This is a genomic window from Malaciobacter canalis, assembly GCF_008000835.1.
GTDB classification, from domain to species: Bacteria; Campylobacterota; Campylobacteria; order Campylobacterales; family Arcobacteraceae; genus Malaciobacter; species Malaciobacter canalis.
Genome location: NZ_CP042812.1, coordinates 1,706,860 through 1,727,646, shown reverse-complemented (window position 1 = coordinate 1,727,646; position 20,787 = coordinate 1,706,860). Strand labels below are relative to the sequence as shown.

The following is a 20,787-nucleotide window of genomic DNA, read 5'->3' as shown; positions in this document are numbered from 1 at the left end:
AAAATTTGGAGATTTTATGTTATTACTTGAAGCTTTTGGTGCTATCTTTTCTATTTTAGGTGCATATTTAATGTCCCTTAGCACTAAACACAATCAAAGACCTTTATACTTAGCTTTTATAAGTTTTTTAGCTGCAAACCTATCTTTATTTGCATTCTTTTTATTTGCAGGTAAAGTACCAATGATTATACAATTAGTATTTTTTTATGCTGGAGCCTTTTTAGGGATTATTAAAAAATCACCAAATCCTAAAAGAGATTTTAAAATTGTAACGACTATTTCAATAATCTATTTTTCAATACTTGCAATAATTTTATATTTTCAATCTATCTCTTCAATTGATTTTGAAGTATTGATTTTAGATAGTACTGCTGCATCTATGGCAATTCTTGGGAATTTCTTTTTATCAAGTAGAAGTCATATTAGAAGATCATATGCATTCATACTATTTTTTATAGCTGATGTTTTATATGTATATGTGGGATATTCAAATGGCTTTTATTTCTTTATGGCACAATCAATGTTTTTTATATATACATCTTTTAATGGATATAAAAATACAATGAAAGAAGAGATTGATGATTTTATAATTAGAATTAAGAGTAGATTTTAACTCTTAAGTCTCTTTTTTTACTACAACTTATTTGATACTTAACTAGTTTTTCAAATGGTACTAAAAAACTATCTAAATATTCTAAATCAATATTTTCAATATTATGTTTATTTAATAAGCAAAGAATCTCTTTTGTAGATTCAATTGTTGAAAGACAATAGTTTTGTGGTTGTGTTTTAAATTTATATGCAGATTGTTTTGTTGTTTTAAAACTTATTTTAGGTAAATGTTGTAAATTTAAACTTCTTTTTAAAATTGCTTTTGAACATGCCCATGTAGAATCTATAATAAATATAAGTTGTTTCTTTTTACTTTTTATGCTTGTTGTATTTAGTAAAATTGACTTTTCATCAGGATATAAAATAAAGCATTCATATTCATCAATATAGTTGTTTATTTCTTTATGTTTTGTAAAATCAATACCAATATAAATTTTAGAGTTATTAAGTTGTAAGCTAGTTATTTTACCTGTTGTATTTTTTGTTTTTCTGTACTCTTTTGGGTGCATTAATATAATAAATTTTGTATTTGTATCAAAACTATTTATGTATTGACATAAACATGAGGTTTTTGGTCTATTACATTTGTAACAAAACTCTCTTTGTGTAAGTATATTTTTCAATAATTTTCCTTTGATGACATTATAGTAAAAAAAACTAGAAAGGATAATTATATAAAAGTATATAATATCAATAACCATTATCAATATACTTTAAGTTTTGATATGCTAAAGTTTTATAACTAAACACAAAAAGGGTTAAGCATGAGTACAAATATTTTTGTAGATGATAAATCAATAGATAAAAGTCACTCATTTAAAAAGCTAATATTTAGCGGGTTAGATATTAATTATCAAGATTCGCAAGGCTGGTGTATGCTTTTTGAAGCTATTGTTTATAATGAAAATATTGAAGCAGTATTATCTTTAAATCCTAATATTAATTTAAGAGATAAAAAAGGTAGAAATGCACTTTATTGGGCTATAAAATATAAGAATTTTAAAGCTGTTAAACTATTGATTTCAAAAGGAATTGATATGTATGTAACGCCTACACTTTATGCAGTACATTTTGCAGTTTATAATGATGATGTAAAAATGCTAAAATGCTTAAAAAATTGTGATGTTGATATTAATTATTTAGATGAGATTAATGCAACTGCATTAATATATGCAGTTTTATATAATAAAGTGCATTGTGTTGACTATTTAATAAATAATAATGCTAACATTAATCAAGTTGATATTTTAGGAAATAGTGCATATACTTTAGCCTATGAGTTACAAATGAATAACTTGATAAAAAAGTTTGATAAACTAATCAAATAACAAAAAAACTCTATCTAAATACTTTTTTTATGGTTATAATAAAATAAAAGGAGTATTTATGCAAACCTTTACAAAACAAACTTATATAAATACAAGTTTAGAAGAGTTATTTAAGTTTCATTTAGATTCAAATAATCTTATAAAAATCACTCCTAAAAATATTAAAGCAGAACTTTTAACAAAGGATGTAAGTCCAAAAGAGGGTGCAATTTTAAAAATAAAAACTATTAAAAACTTCATTCCTTTTACTTGGGTAGTAAAAATAGAAAAGATGGATTATCCTAATATGTTTATGGATGTTGCTATAAAATCACCTTTTAAGTTTTGGGAACATTCTCATATATTTGAGCAAGAAGATGATAAGGTTTTGCTAAAAGATGTGGTAAGATATGAGTTGCCTTTTGGTTTTTTAGGTTCTTTATTAGATAGTTTTGTAAAAAAAGATTTGGAGCAAATGTTTGAATTTAGGCATGAAGTGACTAAAAAAATTTTAGAAGGTAAAATATGAGGTTATTAATAAGTACTATTTTATTAGTAAGTTCACTAATAGGAGCTAATATGAAAACTATATATGATATTGAAGTTGAGACGATAGATGGGGAAAAGATCAGTTTAAATGAGTATAAAAACAAAGTTTTACTAATAGTAAATGTAGCTAGTAAATGTGGATTTACTTCACAATATGAAGGTTTAGAAAAGTTATATGATAAGTATAAAGATAAAGATTTTGTTGTTTTAGGTTTTCCTTGTAATCAATTTATGAATCAAGAACCAGCTACAAATGAAGAGATAAAAGAGTTTTGTAGTTTAACTTATGATGTTAGTTTTCCAATGTTTTCAAAAATTGATGTTAATGGAGATGAAGCTCATCCTTTATACAAATTTTTAAAAAGTAAAGCTTCAGGTTTTTTAGGAACAGAAGCTATAAAATGGAACTTTACAAAATTTTTAATTGATAAAAATGGAAATATAATAAATAGATATTCTCCTTCTACGACACCTAAAAGTTTAGAAGATGATATAGAAAAATTACTTTAGGAGAAATTTATGGACTTAAGTTCTATGAGAGAAGAGTACGTAAATAATGGCTTAAGAAGAAAGGATTTAGATCAAAATCCTATAAAACAGTTTGAAAAATGGTTTGAACAAGCAATGAGTGCAGATTTAATAGAACCAAATGCAATGACTTTAGCAACAGTAGGTAAAGATATGATGCCCTCAATAAGAACTGTATTATTAAAGTTTTTTGATGAAACTGGTTTTGTTTTCTTTTCAAATTATGAAAGTGTAAAGTCAAAACAGATGGAAGAAAACTCAAAAGTTGCACTTCATTTTGCATGGCTTGGTTTAGAAAGACAAATAAAAGTTGAGGGTAGGGCTGAAAAAATATCTTCATCAAAATCATTGAAATATTTTTTATCAAGACCAAAAGGAAGCCAAATAGGTGCTTGGGTTTCACAACAAAGTCAAGTTGTTAGTTCAAGATCAGTTTTAGAAGCAAAGTTCAATGAAATAAAAAGTAAATTTGTAAAAGGTGAAATTCCCTTTCCTTCTTTTTGGGGAGGTTATATAGTAAAGCCTGAAAAAATTGAATTTTGGCAAGGTGCAAAACATAGATTGCATGATAGATTTCAATATACTTTACAAGATAATAACACTTGGCAAATTGATAGACTAGCCCCTTAGGGCTAGTTTTTTAATAACTCAAATTTTTATAGTCATTATTTAATAAATCTTTTGAAACATCCATTGGTTTAGCAACAGTTATATTTGACATTAAATCAGTTTTTTGAAGATTTTTATTTGGTAAGTATAAAGGACAAACTTTAACACTTGCACCTTTATTTATTATTGCTTTTAGCATCATTTTTGGAGATTTATCCATTGGCTTTAAAACTTCACTTTTACTATTTTTAAGTGCTAAATCACCAGCTTTTGAACAAAGTACCATATTTACTTTTTTATTTTGTTTTAAAGTCATCATTGATAGAACCATTGACATCATTTGTGTTTGAGCATCATCTGATGTAACTAAAACATTTAATCCTTTTGCACTATTTGCAAATGCAGAAGTACTTAAAAACAAACCAAGAGTAGAAATTGCAAGTAGTTTTTTCATAATTATTCCTTATGTATAAGTATTAAGAATTATTATAATTAATAATATCTTATATATAAGTTAAAACTATTATTTACTTGTGTGGGCTTTTTGATTTTCTCTTTGAATTAGTTCATCGAAATTTTTGCCACCAATATTATAAGCTCTACCAAAACCAAATACAGCTTCACCATAATTTACTTCTAATTCAAATAGATTAAAATCACTCATTTTTCTTGTCATTTTGACTGTTTTTTTATCTAAATTTTCAAACTTATCTAGTATTGATTCAAATTTATCTGAATCTCTTTTTATTATTGTGCTATTTGCTTGAAAAATTACTCTTTTTCTTGCAAAAATATTTTCACAATTATTTTCATCTTCTATAAAAAATATTGATACTTTAGGATTTGATTTTAAGTTTCTTGCATGTTTTGCCATATCACTTAAATAGACATAATATCGATTATTATATTTAATAAATGGTGCATAACTATTAAATGGAAAGTCATTTTCATCAATACTTGCAAGTATTATGGATTTGAAACTGTTAATAAATTCATTTAGCATATTTTTCTAACCTTTTTATATAAAAAAGAAAGAGTTTTAATTTTACTCTTTTCCTCTTTCTTTTCTTTTTGCTTTCATTTTATTTAATGCAAGTCTTCTCATATCTGCTGTTGTATCAAGCTCATCCATTATTTCAAGACCTAATAGTGTCTCAATACAATCTTCTAAAGTCACAAGTCCTTCTGTTTGATCATAGTTATCTAAAACAATAAACATATGTTCCTTTTTTTGTATAAATTTGCTTAATGCTTTTCCTACTGGAATATTTTCATTTAAAGCAAAAACTGGTGTCATAATTCTTTCAATAGGAACATTTTTATCTTTAATTGCTTGTTTAAAAAGTTTTTTTGTTAATACAACACCAACAATATTATCAATTGATTCATCATAAACAGGAACTCTTGAAAACTTATAAGTTCTTTTATCTTCTAATATGTCTTTAATAAAAGAATCTTTTTGAACCGCATACATAACTGATCTTGGAGTTAAAATATCTTTTACTTTTACTGCATTTAAAGTTAATGTATTCTCAATGATATCTGATTCTAAATCCCCAATTACTCCCTCTTCTTCACTTAAAAGTGTAGAGTGAATTAACTCTTCTCTTGAAAAAGAATCATTATTTGAAGAGTTTTTAGATATCTTTTTTGTTACAAATTGTGTTATTATTATTATAGGATAAGTAATAAATACAAAAACGTTGATTATTCTTGCTGCTACTGCTGCTAGTTCTTTCCAATAAACTGCACCAATTGTTTTAGGAATAATTTCTGCAAAAAACAGAATCATAAAAGTCAAAATTATAGAAATAATCATTACTAAAGTTTTATCACCACTAAATACATTTTGTGCTTGAACACCAATAGCTGTTGCACCTAATGTATTTGCAATTGTGTTAATAATTAAAATTGATGCAATAGTTATATCTATTTCTGATTTTAATTTTTTTAGTAATTTTCCAGCAGTAGGATTTTTATTTTCTATTACTGAAACATATGAAACTGTTGTTGATAGAATTACTGATTCTAAAACTGAACATAAAAACGATGTGCCTATTACAATAAAAAATAGAAGTATTAATATTTCCATTTTATATCACCTGTAATAATCTTGCACCTCTGGGAACTGTCTTCCAATTAATTTCTCCTTAAATTAAATAGTAATAAATCATACTATTTTGAAAAAAATACAACGTATCATAGCAAAATTTAACTTTATTTAAAAAATATTTGACAAAAGTTTATTTTTTTATATATAATAAGTAATACATTCAAAGTGATAACTTTAAAAAGGAGGTTGCTATGGAGTATGGACTAATTCCTAAACTTGAATCTTACAGTAATGACCAATCACTTCAAATACAAAAGGTACAACCTTCAAACTCTATTTCTCAAGTAATTGAGGGGAAAGAGTCTTCAAAAGTAAAAGAAGAGTTTTTAAAACTTGATGAAACTAAACAAACAAATAAAACATCTGATTCTAAAATTTCAGATCTTATTGAGTATAACTTAACAAATTTAAACTTTGGTTATAACCGTAACTCAAAAGATTTTTATGTAAAAGTACAAAGAGGTGATTCAGAAAGTCAATACCCAACAGATGAGATGATGAGATTAAAAGCATTTTTATTGAAAAACCAGCAGCAAGAAGCTGCTAATTTTTCTTAGGCATTACTAGTTTTATTTATTTCATTTTGTGTATATTCATCTACTATAACTGCACAAGCTGCATCACCTGTAATATTTAATGCTGTTCTTGTCATATCAAATATTCTATCAAGTGCAAAAAGTAAAGGTAATCCCTCAATTGGTATTCCAGCTGCAATAAGCACTGCAACAACTAAAAATGAAGGTCCAGGAACTCCTGCTTGTCCAATTGCTCCAATAGTTGCAGTAAGTATAATTGCTGCATACTCTGTAAATCCTAAATCTACATTAAATATTTGTGCAAAAAATATTGCTACAAGACCATAATAAATTGCATTACCACTCATATTAATAGTAGCACCCAATGGTAAAACAAATGATGATGTACTTTTAGAGATTTTTAATTCTTCTTCACAAACTTCCATAGTAACAGGAAGTGTTCCCATTGATGAGGCTGTAGATAAGGCAACTGTTTGAGGTTTTTTCATTGCACTTATAAATTTTCTAACACTCATTGTTGAAAATAGTTTAATTAATAAAGGAAAGAAAATAAAACCAAAAATTAAAATTGCCGCAAAATAAACTAGAACTAAATTTGTAATTAGTTGCAATACGTCAAATCCAAATGTACCTATAGCATCTGCCATAAGACCAAATACACCAATAGGTGCAAATTTCATTACTACATGAATCATCCAAATAAAAGCTTCTACAAGTGCATTAATCCCACCAAGTAATGACTCTGATTTCTTTTTTTCTAGTTTTGAAATAGCAATTCCTAAAAATAGACAGAAAAATAGTATTTGTAAAATATTTGCATTGTTTAGTGATACAAAAATATTTGTAGGAATAATACCTGTAATAGTTTCAAAAAAACCTGGAAGTTCACCTTTTGATGCATATTCATTTGAGAACATTCCCTCAACACTACTTAAATCAACTCCAATTCCAGGTGTAAAGTATTCTCCCATTGTTAAAGCTAACGCAACTGCAAATCCTGAAGTAATTAAGAAAAATGCAAAAGTTAATGCTCCTATTTTCCCAGCTGATTTAGTTCCACCAATACTTGCAGCTCCACTTATAATAGAAATAGCAATTAATGGAATAACTAACATTTTAATTAAGTGAATAAAAATTGTTCCAAGAGGTGCAAATACTACTGCATCGTGTTTCATAATAACACCTACAATAGTACCTAAAACCATTGCAATTATAATTTGAATACCTATATTAGAAAAGATACTCTTTTTGGTTTGTGACATAATAATGTTTCCTTTATTTCAATAAATTATAGAGAATTATATATTTATTGTTTTTAGTACAAACTTATATGATGCAATATTTTTAATTTAATTTTGTAATTTAAGTTAAAATAAAGTTATTTGGTTAATTCTTCTTTTTTTTCTTCAAGAATTTTACAAGCATAAAAGAATCGATTTTTATTATTTATTTTTGCATTAGTTAATAAAGGTTTATATTTTAAATATACCGGCCATACTTTTTTAAAGCCATCAGGTCTTTTTTTGATATGATATAAAGCAAGTGCAGTTGCTCCATTTATCAAACCTTGTATGGCTTTTGCTTCAAGTTTTAAACCTTGTTTTTTAAAAGTTTTCCAGTCATCTTCAAGTATTTCATGAGCCTCTACAAATTTGTGTTCTTGTAAAGCCTCTATAAAATTATCAATTGGTTTTTTTCTGTTCATTTAGTTCTTTTTCTAAATAATAACCTGTATAAGATTTAGTTTTTTTATGAGTTTTTGCTAACTCTTCAGGTGTTCCTTGAGCTACTATTTTACCACCTTTACTTCCACCTTCTGGACCAATATCAATAACCCAATCAGAGTTTTTAATAATATCAAGATTATGTTCAATTACTAAAACTGAATTCCCAACTTCTACAAGATGATGTAAAACTTTTGTTAGTCTATCTACATCTGCAAAGTGTAATCCAGTTGTTGGTTCATCTAAAATATATAAAGTATTTCCTGTATCTTTTTTGCTTAATTCTTTACTTAATTTAATTCTTTGTGCTTCCCCACCACTTAATGTAACTGCATTTTGTCCAAGAGTAATATATCCAAGTCCCACATCACTTAAAGTTTTTAATTTTGCATGAATCTTTGGAACTTTTGCAAAGAACTCTAAAGCTTCATCTACACTCATACTTAATACATCAGCAATACTTTTTGATTTATATAATATTTCTAAAGTTTGTCTATTGTATCTTTGTCCATGACATTCATCACATTTAACCATAATATCAGGCAAGAAGTGCATTTCAATTTTTATTTCACCTTCACCTTGGCATTTTTCACATCTTCCACCTTTTACATTAAATGAAAATCTTCCTATTTTATAGCCTCTTAAACTAGCCTCTTTAGTTTTAGAAAATAGTGTTCTAATCTCATCCATTAAACCTGTATAAGTTGCAGGGTTACTTCTTGGAGTTCTACCAATTGGACTTTGATCAAGATAAATTACTTTATCTAAATTTTCCAAGCCATTTATTTCAACTCCATCAACTTTTTTAACTTTTTTTGCATGATTTAAAAGTTCTTTTGCAACAGGTAGAAGTGTTTGTAGTATTAAAGATGATTTTCCACTCCCACTAACACCTGTTATTGATACTAAATTTTTCAATGGCAATTGAACATCAAGATTCTTAATATTATTAATATTTACATTTTTAATTTCAATAAATTTTTCTTGTGGTCTATTGTGCACATAAGCAATCTGTTTTTTACCTGAAACAAATTTTGATGTTAAAGTATTAGCTTTAAGCATTTGTTTTAAAGTACCTGCAAAAACTATTTCACCACCATATTTACCTGCATTTGGACCAATATCAACAATAAAATCTGCTTCTTTAATTGTCTCTTTATCATGTTCTACAACTATTACAGTATTACCTTTTTCTTGTAAAGCTTTTAAGGTTTTAATAAGTTTATTTGTATCTCTTTCATGAAGACCAATTGATGGTTCATCAAGTACATACATAACACCTGTAAGTCCAGAACCAATTTGACTTGCAACTCTAATTCTTTGAGCTTCTCCTCCTGAGATTGTTCTTGCATCTCTTCCTAAAGTAATATATCCAAGACCCACATCATTTAAAAAGAAAACTCTCTCTTTTATCTCTTTTAATATTGGAGCTGAAATCATTCTATTTTGTTCATTAAAGTATTCAAAGTTTTTATCATCTTGAAAAAATGTGTGTGCATCTTCAATGGGTAAATTTATAATATCAGAGATTGTTTTATTTGCAACATATACACTTTGTGAAGATGGTTTTAATCTATTACCATTACATGAATCACAAGTTTTTTCAGTCATATAATCTGCCATATCTTTTTCATCTTTTACCATATTATATGCAATAGTTACAATACCTTCCCATTTTCTTTTTAGCTTGTGTCTTTTCCATGTAAAAACAGCTTCATCAACACCACCATGTAAAATAGCTTTTTGTTCATGGTCTTTTAGTTCACTAAAAGTTTTATTCATATCAATATTAGCAGCTTCACAAAATGCTGTTAACATTTTAAAATAATATCCTTTGTTAAAGCCATATATGATTTTAATAGCTCCATCTTTTAAAGTTAAATCCTCATCTATGATTTTTTTCATATCAAGAGAGTATCTAATACCTAATCCATCACAAGATGAACATGCACCTTTTGGTGAATTAAATGAAAAACTTAGTGGTTCTAGTGGTTCAAAAGATATTTTACAGTCAAAACAAGCCATATGCTCAGAATAATGAACATGCTTTTCACAATCTAAATCTTTATGATTTAATATCTCAATTTCAAGTTCTCCAAAACTCTCTTTTAAAGCTTTTTCAACATCTTGAGCAATTCTATCTCTATTTTCTTCTTTTATAACAACTCTATCTATTACTATTTTAATAGTATGCATTTTGTTTTTTTCAAGCTCTATTTCTTCATCAAGTCTAACCATCACACCATCAATCATAGCTCTTACATAACCTTTGTTTCTAAGTGATTCTAAAAGATCTGCAAAAGTTCCTTTTTTTCTGTTGATTAATGGTGCAAGAATTATGATTTTTGCACCATTTGGTAAAGATAAAACTTGCTCAATAACATCTGATGAACTCATTTGAGAAATTGGCTGTCCACATTTATGGCAATGTTGTTTTCCAACCCTTGCGTATAAAAGTCTAAAATAATCGTAAACTTCTGTAATCGTTCCTACTGTAGAACGAGGATTTTTTGATGTAGTTTTTTGATCAATAGCAATTGCAGGAGTTAAACCCTCAATTCTTTCCACATCAGGTTTTCCAACTTTATCTAAAAACTGTCTTGCATATGCAGACAAAGATTCTATATACCTTCTTTGACCCTCAGCATAAAGAGTATCAAAGGCTAATGTGGACTTTCCTGAACCAGAAAGTCCAGTAAAAACTATAAGCTTATTTTTGGGAATTTCCAAATTTATATTTTTTAAGTTGTTTTCTTTTGCGTTGTAAATTTTAATTGAATCTTTCATAAATAATAATCCGTTTTTTAATAGGTTTGTAAAAAATAAAGCCTTTATTATACCAAAGAAAGATGAAACTAAATATATAAAAAATGTAAGTTTATAAATTTGTACATTTTATAAGTATTTTTATAATTTAATATAGAAAATAAATTAAGGAGTAGCATGAAATTAATAATAAAAATTATATCTTTATTTATAGTCTCTTTTTTAATAGTATCAATTGTTTCATTTGTAATAGAGCCAAGAGCAATTAAAAAAATATACTCTTGGCAAGAAATCTTTAAATAGATTTTATTTAAAAAATAGTTTTCTTGGATAATCACAAAGTGATTCATATCCTGTATCTGTAATTAAAATACTTTCAGTTATTTCTATTCCCCAATCCTCTTGCCAAATACCTGGCATAAAGTGAAAGGTCATTCCTGATTTTAGTATTGTATTATCAGAAGCTCTAATACTAAATGTTCTCTCACCCCAATCAGGTGGATAACTAACACCTATTGGATATCCACATCTAGCTCCATGTCTATCTATTCCATATTTTAGCATTACTTTATCAAGTGCTTTTGCAATATCACTTGCTTTATTTCCTGGTTTTGCTTGTTCAAGTCCTGTATCAATTGCTTCAAGTAGTGCCTTTTCAGCATTTAAAAACCTTTCAGATGGTTTTCCCATATAAACTGTTCTTGACATTGGGCAATGATATCTTTTATAACACCCTGAAACTTCAAAAAATGTTCCCTCATTTGATTTAAAGGGTTTATTGTCCCAAGTGATATGAGAAGCTGAAGCTTCTTTTCCTGAGGGAAGCAAAGGAACAATTGAAGGGTAATCACCACTATATCCATCAACCCCTTCAATTGCTGTTTCATATATTTGTGCAACAACAAAACTTTTTGGTATTCCAACTCTTGCAACATCAAGTATTCTTTGATGAATTTTAGATGTAATTCTTCCTGCAATTTTCATATACTCAATCTCTTTTTCAGATTTTATACATCTAGCCCAGTTTACAAGATTTTGGCTATCTACAAATCTTGCTTTCCAAAGATTTGATACTAAACTTAAATGGGCTTGTGCAGAATAGTAATAATTATCCATCTCTGTTGCAATTGTTGCATCATGCCAACCTCTAGCAAAGAAGATATTCTTTGCTAGCCACTCCATTGGATGTTTATCAAGATTTTGAACATACTCTTCAGGGTAAGCAACTAATTTATCATCTTTCATATAGCATCTAAGAAGTGCTGCGCTTCTATCCATAGCTCTTCCAAACCAAATAGGTTCTTCTTCATCTAAAGATACAATCACTCCTTGATGCACATAAAATGACCAACCATCATATCCTGTTAGCCAATTCATATTTCCAGGATCAGTTGCAAGAAGTACATCAATACCTTTTCTTCGCATCTCTCTTTGTACTTTTTTTACTCTTTTTACATATTCTGCTTTAGGAAAAGCCAATTTCATTTTTGCTCCTTATTAAGAAGTAAACTACCCTTTAGCTGGACCTACCCAAACTTGTTGTGTGTTTACAAACATTTTTATACCATGTGGTCCTAACTCTTTACCAATTCCTGATTTTTTAACTCCTCCACTTGGAAGTCTAGGATCAGATTTTACAATACCATTTATAGATACTTGTCCTGTAATAATTTTTCCAGCAAGTTTTTTACCTTTTTGTATATCCCCTGTCCAAATTGAACCACCAAGACCATATTCAGTATCATTTGCAATTTTTATTGCTTCTTCTTCATCTTTTGCTTTAATAATTGCTGCAATAGGTCCAAATGTTTCTTGGCAAGATACTACCATTCCAGGTTCAACATCTGCAAGAATTGTAAGGGGAAAGAAAAAACCTTTTCCTTCATATCTTTGTCCGCCAAGTATCAATCTTGCACCTGCTGCAACTGATTTATCTACTTGTTCATGCATTTGGTCTACTAACTCTTTTCTTGCAATTGGACCTATTGTTGTTGTTTCATCTTTTGGATCACCTAGTTTTAATTTCTCAAATCTTTGTTTTAGTAATTCTATAAATTTTTCATATATTGGTTCTTCTACAATAATTCTTTTAGCTGCTATGCAAGACTGTCCCGCATTTATATATCTTGAAAGAGTAACAATATCAGCAGCTTTTTCTAAATCTTGTGTGTCTTTTAAAATAATCGCAGGATCACTTCCTCCTAATTCTAAAACAACAGGTTTTATTTCACTTCCAGCAATTGCACCTACAGAAGTTCCTGCTTTTGATGAACCAGTTAAAGAAATACCTTTTACAATTGGATTTCTAATGATTGTTTCTAAACTTGAGTGTCCTACAACTAAGTTTTGAACTACATTTTTAGGAAAACCAGCTTTTTGAAAAGCTTCAATTATTCTTACTGCACATAAAGGAGTATGGGAATCATGTTTCATAATACAAGTATTTCCAGACATAAGAGCAGGTGCTAAATATCTAAAAGCTAACCAAAATGGTGCATTCCAAGGTAAAATACCTAAAGTTACACCCAAAGGTAAATATTGAACATAACTTTCAGTAGCATCAGATTCTAAATATTCAGTTTTTAGATAATCTTCTCCAAACTCTGCATAATGTTCTGCTGCCCAAGCAGCTTTATTTACTTCACCTCTTGCTTCATTTATTGGTTTTCCCATCTCTTCTGTCATAGGTAAAGCATAATAATCAAGATTATCTTTCATCTGTTTTGCAACAGCATTTAAAAGCTTTGCTCTTTGTTCATAAGTTGTATCTTGCCACTCATTACAAAATGCTTCTTGAGCATTTTGTAAAATTTCTCTAGTCTCTTGAGTATTGTGCATTTTAATTTCATATACATCTTCTTGTGTATATGGATTTATTGATTTAAAATGTGTTGTGCTATATCCCATAATTTCTCCTTATGATAAAACTGCTTCAACAGAAGCAGTGAATCTTTCTAAACCTTTATTTAACTCTTCATCTGTAATAGTTAAAGGAGGAATAAACTTAATAATTTCACCTGTAGAGCAAGCACCTATAATTAGACCATTTTCATATGTTTTTGCTGTTATTTCTTTTACAGTTGCTGCACTATCAAACTCAATTGCTAGCATCAAACCTTTTTGTCTTACATCAACAACTTTTTCATATTTAGAGTTTAGTTTATCTAAAACTTCTCTTACTATATCACCTTTTCTTTTTGTTTCTTCATTAAACTCTTCATTTTTAAAATATTCAAGTCCAATTTTTCCTGCAACAAAAGAGAAACCTTGTCCTCTAAAAGTTCCTGTGTGTTGACCTGGACTCCATGCTTTATCAACTTCTGGTTTATTTACTAACATTCCAATTGGAGTACCAAAACCTCCTAATCCTTTTGCTAAAATTATAATATCAGGATCAACATCTAAATCATCAAAACTAAAGTAACTTCCACATCTTCCACAACCGCATTGAATACTATCTAAAATAAAAAGTGCACCTGTATCTTTTGCAAGTTGTTGAACTCCTTGAAGCCACTGTTTAGTAGCAATTCTAACACCACCTTCTGCTTGAACAGGTTCAACTATAAATGCAGCAGGAGGAAGCATACCAGAAGCTAAATCAAACATTTTTTGTCTTAAATTCTCTAAAGCATCCATATCATTAAATGTATCTCTAATCACATGATTTAAAGGAACTCCTGAACTACTTCTAAAAGCATTATTTGCAGTGCAAGCTAATGCTGCTAAAGTCATACCATGAAAACCTCTATTAAAAGCAACTACTTCTGTTCTTCCTGTAATTTTTCTAGCTAGCTTTAATGCTGCTTCTACAGCGTTTGTTCCAGTAGGTCCTGTAAATTGAAGTTTTCTATCTTCCCATCCTCTTGGTTTTAAAACTGTATCTACAAATGTTTTAATAAAATCTCTTTTTACATCAGTAAACATATCTAATGAATGAGCAACGCCATCTCTTTGTATAAACTCTATTAATGCTTCTTTCATTTTTGGGTTATTGTGTCCAAAGTTTAAAACTCCAGCACCACCAAAAAAATCTATAAACTCTTTATCATCTTCATCAATCATTGTTGCATTTGTTGAAGCTTTAAATACAGTAGGTACTGCTCTACAATATGCTCTAATTTCAGATTCATATGTTTCAAAAATTGTTTTATCATTAGCTAACATTTTAAACTCCTTATTTATATAAATTCACATTCTAAGTTTGCAAGTTTTGTAAATACTTTACAAACAGGTTCAATAAGCTCATCATTAAAATCATAATATGCATTATGACAAGGCTTAGTATGTTTTTCTTGACCATCATTACTTCCAATTAATGCAAATGCACCTGGTATTTCTTGTAAATAATAACTAAAATCTTCAGATGCCATAATTGGTGTAGCAATATCACTTTTATAATCTTTTCCTAATACTTCTTCTAATTTCTTTCTCATATTTGAAGCTGCATTTTCATGATTTATTGTAGGAGAATATCTATTCCTAAACTCTACAATTGCTTCTGTATTATAAGCTTTTGCTGTATTTTGAGCAATTTCTTTAATTGATTGTGCTACTTCATCTCTTGTTTTTAAATCTGGTATTCTAATACTTCCTTCAATCTTTGCGTGAGATGGAATTGTTGTAAGACCACTTCTTGCATCGATTGAAGTAACTGAAACTACACCTGCTTTTTGAGGAGCTATTCTTCTACTTACTATTTGTTGTAATGCCATAGTAATAGCACTAGCAGCAAGTACAGGATCTTTTGAAATTTCAGGTTGAGAAGAGTGACCTCCTTGACCATTTATATCAATATGAAAAGTTCCATTACCTGCCATTACTACTCCATCTGGACATACTGCTTGGCCAAATTTTATTGCTGGCCAATTATGCCATCCATAGATGAACTCAACATCTTTTAATGCCTCTTCTTCAAGCATTTTTTTCGCTCCATGTCCACCTTCTTCAGCAGGCTGAAAAACTAAAGAAACAGGACCTGGCAGCTGATCTTCATGCTGTTTTAACCAAATTGCAGTGGCTAAAAGTGTTGCTGTATGACCATCATGGCCACATGCATGCATACAATTTGGTTTTTGTGATTTATACGGAACTGTTGTTTGTTCATCTATTTGTAAAGCATCAATATCGCCTCTTAGTGCAATATGAGTACCTTTTGCATTTGGTGCAAGGGTAACAACAGTTCCTGTATTAGCAAACTCTTTGTAGGGGGTATAATGGGCTTTTAGTGCTGCTCTGATAGCTTTTGCAGTATCTACTTCTTCCCAAGTTAGCTCAGGATTTTTATGTAACTCTTTTCTAAATTCTTTTGCAAACTCTATTATTTCTATCCATTTAAGTTTCATAATTTATCCTTACATTAATAGCTAGAATGAAAAATTGTATCATATTAAATAGGAATTTACAACAATTTTACTATTAAGAGTAATTATTATTTTTATTTTGATAACTTTTATTGAATTTAAAATTAGAAAAATAGAGTTATTTGTTCATTATCGAAGCGTTTAATAGTATATAATCAAACAAGTGAGAAAAAAAGTTACTTTTCTCTCAAGTTTTTATATTGTTTTGTAAATCATCATAAATAACACACTGATGTATAAAAGTAAAATATATTTTTTATATGAATTTGAATGTATAAAAGTTTTTATTTTTATTCCAAAATAAACACCTAAAAGTGATGCAATACCAACTGTTGCACCCTCTGTTAGTAATATTTGTTCATGAATCCAAAGGGAAGTAAATCCAGCAATTGAGGAAAATACCACAAAAAATAGTCCTAATGCAGTTGCTCTTTTTAGGCTATAGTGCATAAATCCTACTAAAATAGGAGTTAATATAACAGAGCCACCAACTCCAATACTCATTGCTATTAAACCTATAAAAAAACCAATTACAATAAGAATAAGCTTATTTTGTGTCCTTTCTTCTTTTATAGGTTCAGCAGGAGAGAAAAAGATTTTTAAAATTGAAAAAATAACAATACATATAAATAGATATTGTAAAAATTCATTTGAAAAGTTTGAAACTATATATCCACTAAAAAAGCCACCAAGCATCCCTCCAATGCCTATAAATAGACCATCTTTTAGAACCTTAGCATTTTTTTTAATATTTAAAAAACTTCCAAAAATTGAGCTAAATACCATTTGCATAATTGATATTGCAATTGCAGCTTTCATCTCAAAACCTGAAACGATTAGTAAAGGAACAAGAATCATACCCCCACCAACACCAAAAAAACCAGAAACAAATCCAGTTAGTGTTCCTAATGCTAATAACTCTATCATTTTATTGTTTTATTGAGTTCATTGCTTGAATAAATCTTTCGTAAATATCTTCAAGATCTTTATCTTCACTGCTTAAATCAATACCTTCGTATTTTTTTACTGCATTTTCAAGTACGGCAACTCTTTTTAGTAAATAATCAAACATTTCTTTATTGATATCTGGTAAGTCATTGTGAGATAGTTTGCATTTTTTATCATCTCTTTTAATAATTTTTGCAGGAACTCCAACTGCTGTAGAGTTTTTTGGTACATCGCATATAACAACTGAGTTTGCTCCAATTCTTGAGTTTTTGCCTATTGTTATATTTCCTAAAACTTTAGCTCCACTACCAATTACAGAGTTAGATTTAATAGTTGGATGTCTTTTGCCTTTATTTAATGATACTCCACCAAGAGTCACTCCTTGATAAATAAGTACATCATTTTCAACAATAGTAGTTTCACCTATTACAACACCTATTGCATGGTCTATAAATACTCTTCTTCCTATTTGACATCCAGGGTGAATATCTGTTTTTGTTAAAAAAGTAGATATTCCACTAATCACCCTTGAAAGTCTTTTAAAACCTTTTTTGTGTAATGCATTTGCAACTCTATAATTTATTATTGCCCAAACTCCTGGATAATTAAAAAAAAGTTCTATGCTTGATTGAAGTGCAGGATCATTTTGTTTTGGGACAGAGAAATCCTCTTTGATTAATTTCCAAAGGGATAACTCTTCTTCATTTTGTTTCGTCATATTAACTCCAAGTTGTCTTTAAATATGAATTATCATATAAATATTTTTCTAATATATTATAAATATCTTTATCTAGTTTTTCATTTAATATAGCTTTAATTTCATCTGTATCATAATCAATATCTTCTAATATATCAATAATTTTTTGTGATTCTATAATATGTTCTAATTCAACTTCATCATTTTCATTAAAAAGTACATTTACCTCTGTTGGGTGAGAAAATAAGTTATGTTTCATTCCCAATACATCTTGATATGCACCAACTTGGAAAAACCCTATAAAATACTCTTCTTCATCCAAATTAACATCATGTAAATATAAAGGTTTATTAGGATCAAATTCAATTTCACCATCACTATCACAAGTAATATCCCATATGGAAGCACTTCTAGTTGGTTTTTTGTCTAAATGTGTAATTGGCATTATTGGAAACTCTTGTTTTATTCCCCAAAAATCAGGTAATGATTGAAAAATTGAGAAATTTAATAAATATTTTTCTTGAATTTTATTGTCAATTCTTTTTAGCTCTTCATAATCATCAACTTCTAAAAATGAAATAGCTTTTTTTATTATTAGGTTTGCTAAAATTTCAGCATTTGATCTATCTTCTAAATCAATATAACCTAAATCAAATAGTTTTAAAAGTGAATCTAGATGATCAATACTATCATGCATATACTCTAGTGCATTTTTCTTTTTCATATCTTTATATAGTTCATTAAGCTCTTCAATTAAAGGAGGATTTTTCTTCTTTAATCTTAAATGAGCTGCTTCATATTCAGCTGAAAACAGTTCTAATACAGGAGCTATTAAAACAGCACTAGATGCAGATATAAATCTTCCAGATTCTGTAAAAATATTTGGTTCTTCTACTCCTTTTTGTTTAGCAATATTTTTAAGAGTAAAGATTACATCACTTGCAAATTCATGTAAAGAGTAGTTAATTGTTCTATTAAATTGAGAGTATTCAACAGCAAGACCTCCTCCAATATTAATAGCACTTAAATTAGTAGCTCCTAGATTTTTTAGTTCTGCATAAATATGACCTGACTCTTTTAATGCATTTTTTAAAGGTTTGATACTATTCATAGATGATCCAATATGAAAATGAATCATTGTTAAATATTCACAAAGATCGTTTTTTTCTAATTGGTCATAAGCTTCAAGAATCTCAGTTGAACTTAATCCAAATTTTGAATCAATTCCACCTGATTTTGCCCATGCACCACTTCCACTGTTAAACAGTCTTACTCTAACTCCTATATTAGGTGGTTGAAGTTTTGTTTCCTTTGTAACATCAATTATTGTTTCAAGTTCATTTAAACCTTCAATAATTAAAGTTATATTATGACCCATTTTTTTAGCAATAAAACCTAAATGAATCATCTCTTTATCTTTAAATCCATTTACTGTAATTGGTGCATTTTTATTATAAGTCATTGCAATAAAAAGTTCAGCTTTACTTCCTGCTTCTAAACCATACTTGTGTTTTTCTCCAGCTTTAATTAAAGGCTTTACAAAAGTAGGGTATTGATTTACTTTTAAAGGAAACACAGCATTAAATGAGCCTTTATAAGAGTACTCTTTAATGGCTTTTGTATATGTATCATAAAGCCTATCTATTTGTTTTTCAATTAAGTGTGGAAACCTAAAAAGTAAAGGACCTTTATAGTCTTTTTTTCTTATACTATTAACTAACGAAATTAGTGAGGGTTTATTTTTATAGTTAAGTTTTAGTTCTCCCTCTTCAATAATAAAATTATTATTACTCCAAATATCAATTCCAAAATTATTCAATATTAAAAATCCTCAAGTTTTATTTTTGTTTCTTCTTTAGTATCTATATTTTTCATATAAATAGTATTATCTTTTAATTCATCTTCTCCAACTAACACAACAATATTGGCATTTACTTTTTCTGCTAATTTGAAATGTTTTGCAAAACCTCTTGGGGTATATTCCATAAAAGTTTGATTTGTTTTTCTTTTTATATTACTTAACTTTGTGATTTGATTTAAAGCCTCTTCATTCAAAGCACCAATATAATATATATCTTCTTTTGATTCTTTTACTTTAACTAATTCAAGTAATCTTTCAATACCAATAGCAAATCCAATTCCAGGAGTTTCTCTTCCTCCTAAAAACTCAACTAATCTATCATATCTTCCACCACCTGCTATTGCACTTTGTGCGCCTATTTCATCACTTACAAATTCAAATGCAGTTTTTGAATAGTAGTCTAATCCTCTTACAAGATTACTATCTACTTCATAAGAGATATTATTAAAATCTAAAATCTCTTTTAATTTTTCAAAATCCATATCACAAGAATTACATAAATTATTTGTAATTTTAGGTGCATTTATAAGTAGAGATTGACACTTTTCATTTTTGCAATCTAGAACTCTTATTGGGTTTGTTTCTATTCTTTTATTACAATCTTCACATAGCTCACTTTTAAAACTATTTAAATGTGCAATAAGATTTTCTTTATAAGGAGGCATACACTCTTTACAACCCAATGAGTTTAATTGTAGTTTATAAGAGATACCCAAAAACTCTAAAATATCTTTTAACATCATGATGATATTTGCATCTTCATAAACAGAGTTAACACCAAATACTTCTGCTCCAAATTGGTGAAACTCTCTTAATCTACCTTTTTGAGGTCGTTCATATCTAAACATTGGTCCGTGGTAATACCATCTTTTAACTCCACCAGCTCTATCAAGTTTATTTTGAATAAAACTTCTTACAACTCCTGCTGTTCCCTCAGGTCTTAAACATACATCGTTTTCACCCTTATCAATAAATTGATACATCTCTTTATTTACAATATCAGAGCTTTCTCCAACACTTCTTTTAAAAAGGGCTGTTTCTTCTAAAATAGGTGTTTCTATATATTCAAAACCATAATTTCGTGCTATCTTTGCAGCATTTTCGCAAAAATAAGTAAATAGTTTGCTATCATTATCTAAAATATCTTTCATGCCTCTTAGGCTTTGTATCATATTTT

General features: G+C 28.4%; 22 protein-coding genes. 7 read left to right on the top strand and 15 right to left on the bottom strand.

Going from position 1 to position 20,787, the window contains the following annotated elements; all coding sequences use genetic code 11:
• The first annotated feature begins 16 nt into the window (after positions 1–16).
• Complete coding sequence (locus tag ACAN_RS08515) at positions 17–613, top strand: hypothetical protein (protein WP_099333437.1); 597 nt, start codon at positions 17–19, stop codon at positions 611–613.
• Here the strand turns inward: ACAN_RS08515 and ACAN_RS08510 are convergent.
• Positions 597–1,235, bottom strand: a complete 639-nt coding sequence (locus ACAN_RS08510) for a tRNA-uridine aminocarboxypropyltransferase (RefSeq protein WP_228150595.1) — start codon at positions 1,233–1,235, stop codon at positions 597–599. The genes ACAN_RS08515 and ACAN_RS08510 overlap by 17 nt on opposite strands.
• Before the next feature lie 141 nt (positions 1,236–1,376).
• Between ACAN_RS08510 and ACAN_RS08505 the strand changes: the two genes are divergently transcribed.
• Genes ACAN_RS08505 through pdxH form a run of 4 tightly spaced genes read left to right on the top strand, consistent with a single transcriptional unit; the run spans position 1,377 to position 3,626 of the window.
• Entirely contained in the window at positions 1,377–1,940 is a 564-nt protein-coding gene (locus ACAN_RS08505; protein WP_099333435.1) for an ankyrin repeat domain-containing protein, read from the top strand.
• A gap of 58 nt (positions 1,941–1,998) precedes the next feature.
• The gene (locus ACAN_RS08500) at positions 1,999–2,448 is read left to right on the top strand and encodes an SRPBCC family protein (RefSeq protein ID WP_099333434.1); all 450 of its coding nucleotides are present in this window, start codon (positions 1,999–2,001) and stop codon (positions 2,446–2,448) included.
• A gap of 50 nt (positions 2,449–2,498) precedes the next feature.
• On the top strand, positions 2,499–2,978 hold the full coding sequence (locus tag ACAN_RS08495; protein WP_079579925.1) for a glutathione peroxidase: 480 nt from the start codon (positions 2,499–2,501) through the stop codon (positions 2,976–2,978).
• Positions 2,979–2,987: 9 nt separating this feature from the next.
• Positions 2,988–3,626 (top strand): pyridoxamine 5'-phosphate oxidase, encoded by a 639-nt coding sequence (gene pdxH, locus ACAN_RS08490; RefSeq protein WP_079579911.1) that lies wholly within the window; start codon positions 2,988–2,990, stop codon positions 3,624–3,626.
• A 10-nt stretch (positions 3,627–3,636) separates the two neighbouring features.
• Here the strand turns inward: pdxH and ACAN_RS08485 are convergent, their stop codons facing one another.
• From ACAN_RS08485 to ACAN_RS08475, 3 genes are all read right to left on the bottom strand, one after another.
• A complete protein-coding gene (locus ACAN_RS08485) occupies positions 3,637–4,059 on the bottom strand; it encodes a hypothetical protein (RefSeq protein ID WP_079579910.1) in 423 nt (140 codons plus the stop codon).
• Between the two features lie 69 nt (positions 4,060–4,128).
• Positions 4,129–4,608, bottom strand: a complete 480-nt coding sequence (locus ACAN_RS08480; RefSeq protein WP_079579909.1) for a HugZ family pyridoxamine 5'-phosphate oxidase — start codon at positions 4,606–4,608, stop codon at positions 4,129–4,131.
• 42 nt (positions 4,609–4,650) lie between these two features.
• Positions 4,651–5,697 carry a CNNM domain-containing protein gene (locus ACAN_RS08475; RefSeq protein WP_079579908.1) on the bottom strand — a complete coding sequence of 349 codons (1,047 nt, stop codon included), beginning with the start codon at positions 5,695–5,697 and terminating at the stop codon, positions 4,651–4,653.
• Between the two features lie 212 nt (positions 5,698–5,909).
• Here ACAN_RS08475 and ACAN_RS08470 point away from each other — a divergent pair, with 212 nt between their 5' ends.
• Complete coding sequence (locus tag ACAN_RS08470) at positions 5,910–6,275, top strand: hypothetical protein (RefSeq protein WP_079579907.1); 366 nt, start codon at positions 5,910–5,912, stop codon at positions 6,273–6,275.
• Here the strand turns inward: ACAN_RS08470 and ACAN_RS08465 are convergent.
• The 3 genes from ACAN_RS08465 to uvrA form a co-directional block, all read right to left on the bottom strand.
• Entirely contained in the window at positions 6,272–7,516 is a 1,245-nt protein-coding gene (locus ACAN_RS08465) for a dicarboxylate/amino acid:cation symporter (protein ID WP_079579906.1), read from the bottom strand. The two genes, ACAN_RS08470 and ACAN_RS08465, sit on opposite strands and share 4 nt — an antisense overlap.
• A 116-nt stretch (positions 7,517–7,632) precedes the next feature.
• Positions 7,633–7,959 carry a DUF309 domain-containing protein gene (locus tag ACAN_RS08460; RefSeq protein WP_099333433.1) on the bottom strand — a complete coding sequence of 109 codons (327 nt, stop codon included), beginning with the start codon at positions 7,957–7,959 and terminating at the stop codon, positions 7,633–7,635.
• Positions 7,937–10,765, bottom strand: a complete 2,829-nt coding sequence (uvrA, locus tag ACAN_RS08455) for an excinuclease ABC subunit UvrA (protein WP_099333432.1) — start codon at positions 10,763–10,765, stop codon at positions 7,937–7,939. The genes ACAN_RS08460 and uvrA overlap by 23 nt, the downstream gene beginning before the upstream one ends.
• Before the next feature lie 156 nt (positions 10,766–10,921).
• On the opposite strand from uvrA, the gene ACAN_RS14130 reads away from it, so the two are divergent.
• Positions 10,922–11,047, top strand: coding sequence for a hypothetical protein (locus ACAN_RS14130; RefSeq protein ID WP_265734346.1), 126 nt, complete (start codon positions 10,922–10,924; stop codon positions 11,045–11,047).
• Between the two features lie 3 nt (positions 11,048–11,050).
• On the opposite strand, the gene ACAN_RS08450 is transcribed toward ACAN_RS14130, so the two are convergent.
• The 8 genes from ACAN_RS08450 to hisS all read right to left on the bottom strand — a co-directional run bounded on the left by ACAN_RS08450 (position 11,051) and on the right by hisS (position 20,782).
• A complete protein-coding gene (locus tag ACAN_RS08450) occupies positions 11,051–12,229 on the bottom strand; it encodes a M24 family metallopeptidase (protein ID WP_099333431.1) in 1,179 nt (392 codons plus the stop codon).
• A gap of 24 nt (positions 12,230–12,253) precedes the next feature.
• Positions 12,254–13,651, bottom strand: coding sequence for an NAD-dependent succinate-semialdehyde dehydrogenase (locus tag ACAN_RS08445; RefSeq protein WP_099333430.1), 1,398 nt, complete (start codon positions 13,649–13,651; stop codon positions 12,254–12,256).
• A 9-nt stretch (positions 13,652–13,660) separates the two neighbouring features.
• Positions 13,661–14,908 (bottom strand): diaminobutyrate--2-oxoglutarate transaminase, encoded by a 1,248-nt coding sequence (locus ACAN_RS08440; RefSeq protein ID WP_099333429.1) that lies wholly within the window; start codon positions 14,906–14,908, stop codon positions 13,661–13,663.
• Between the two features lie 14 nt (positions 14,909–14,922).
• On the bottom strand, positions 14,923–16,086 hold the full coding sequence (gene doeB2 / locus ACAN_RS08435) for a N(2)-acetyl-L-2,4-diaminobutanoate deacetylase DoeB2 (protein WP_099333428.1): 1,164 nt from the start codon (positions 16,084–16,086) through the stop codon (positions 14,923–14,925).
• A 213-nt stretch (positions 16,087–16,299) separates the two neighbouring features.
• Positions 16,300–17,031, bottom strand: coding sequence for a sulfite exporter TauE/SafE family protein (locus ACAN_RS08430; RefSeq protein WP_099333427.1), 732 nt, complete (start codon positions 17,029–17,031; stop codon positions 16,300–16,302).
• 1 nt (position 17,032) lies between these two features.
• Complete coding sequence (gene cysE / locus ACAN_RS08425) at positions 17,033–17,770, bottom strand: serine O-acetyltransferase (RefSeq protein ID WP_079579897.1); 738 nt, start codon at positions 17,768–17,770, stop codon at positions 17,033–17,035.
• A gap of 1 nt (position 17,771) precedes the next feature.
• Positions 17,772–19,568, bottom strand: a complete 1,797-nt coding sequence (gene speA, locus ACAN_RS08420) for a biosynthetic arginine decarboxylase (RefSeq protein ID WP_228150594.1) — start codon at positions 19,566–19,568, stop codon at positions 17,772–17,774.
• Between the two features lie 2 nt (positions 19,569–19,570).
• Complete coding sequence (hisS, locus tag ACAN_RS08415; protein WP_099333573.1) at positions 19,571–20,782, bottom strand: histidine--tRNA ligase; 1,212 nt, start codon at positions 20,780–20,782, stop codon at positions 19,571–19,573.
• Positions 20,783–20,787: the final 5 nt, after the last annotated feature.

What these genes read in the sequence shown, in the direction of transcription:
- ACAN_RS08515 (WP_099333437.1), top strand. Translation starts at nt 17, where the DNA reads ATGTTATTACTTGAAGCTTTTGGTGCTATCTTTTCTATTTTAGGTGCA.
- ACAN_RS08505 (WP_099333435.1), top strand. Translation starts at nt 1,377, where the DNA reads ATGAGTACAAATATTTTTGTAGATGATAAATCAATAGATAAAAGTCAC.
- ACAN_RS08500 (WP_099333434.1), top strand. Translation starts at nt 1,999, where the DNA reads ATGCAAACCTTTACAAAACAAACTTATATAAATACAAGTTTAGAAGAG.
- ACAN_RS08495 (WP_079579925.1), top strand. Translation starts at nt 2,499, where the DNA reads ATGAAAACTATATATGATATTGAAGTTGAGACGATAGATGGGGAAAAG.
- pdxH (WP_079579911.1), top strand. Translation starts at nt 2,988, where the DNA reads ATGGACTTAAGTTCTATGAGAGAAGAGTACGTAAATAATGGCTTAAGA.
- ACAN_RS08485 (WP_079579910.1), bottom strand. Translation starts at nt 4,059, where the DNA reads ATGAAAAAACTACTTGCAATTTCTACTCTTGGTTTGTTTTTAAGTACT.
- ACAN_RS08480 (WP_079579909.1), bottom strand. Translation starts at nt 4,608, where the DNA reads ATGCTAAATGAATTTATTAACAGTTTCAAATCCATAATACTTGCAAGT.
- ACAN_RS08475 (WP_079579908.1), bottom strand. Translation starts at nt 5,697, where the DNA reads ATGGAAATATTAATACTTCTATTTTTTATTGTAATAGGCACATCGTTT.
- ACAN_RS08470 (WP_079579907.1), top strand. Translation starts at nt 5,910, where the DNA reads ATGGAGTATGGACTAATTCCTAAACTTGAATCTTACAGTAATGACCAA.
- ACAN_RS08465 (WP_079579906.1), bottom strand. Translation starts at nt 7,516, where the DNA reads ATGTCACAAACCAAAAAGAGTATCTTTTCTAATATAGGTATTCAAATT.
- ACAN_RS08460 (WP_099333433.1), bottom strand. Translation starts at nt 7,959, where the DNA reads ATGAACAGAAAAAAACCAATTGATAATTTTATAGAGGCTTTACAAGAA.
- uvrA (WP_099333432.1), bottom strand. Translation starts at nt 10,765, where the DNA reads ATGAAAGATTCAATTAAAATTTACAACGCAAAAGAAAACAACTTAAAA.
- ACAN_RS14130 (WP_265734346.1), top strand. Translation starts at nt 10,922, where the DNA reads ATGAAATTAATAATAAAAATTATATCTTTATTTATAGTCTCTTTTTTA.
- ACAN_RS08450 (WP_099333431.1), bottom strand. Translation starts at nt 12,229, where the DNA reads ATGAAATTGGCTTTTCCTAAAGCAGAATATGTAAAAAGAGTAAAAAAA.
- ACAN_RS08445 (WP_099333430.1), bottom strand. Translation starts at nt 13,651, where the DNA reads ATGGGATATAGCACAACACATTTTAAATCAATAAATCCATATACACAA.
- ACAN_RS08440 (WP_099333429.1), bottom strand. Translation starts at nt 14,908, where the DNA reads ATGTTAGCTAATGATAAAACAATTTTTGAAACATATGAATCTGAAATT.
- doeB2 (WP_099333428.1), bottom strand. Translation starts at nt 16,086, where the DNA reads ATGAAACTTAAATGGATAGAAATAATAGAGTTTGCAAAAGAATTTAGA.
- ACAN_RS08430 (WP_099333427.1), bottom strand. Translation starts at nt 17,031, where the DNA reads ATGATAGAGTTATTAGCATTAGGAACACTAACTGGATTTGTTTCTGGT.
- cysE (WP_079579897.1), bottom strand. Translation starts at nt 17,770, where the DNA reads ATGACGAAACAAAATGAAGAAGAGTTATCCCTTTGGAAATTAATCAAA.
- hisS (WP_099333573.1), bottom strand. Translation starts at nt 20,782, where the DNA reads ATGATACAAAGCCTAAGAGGCATGAAAGATATTTTAGATAATGATAGC.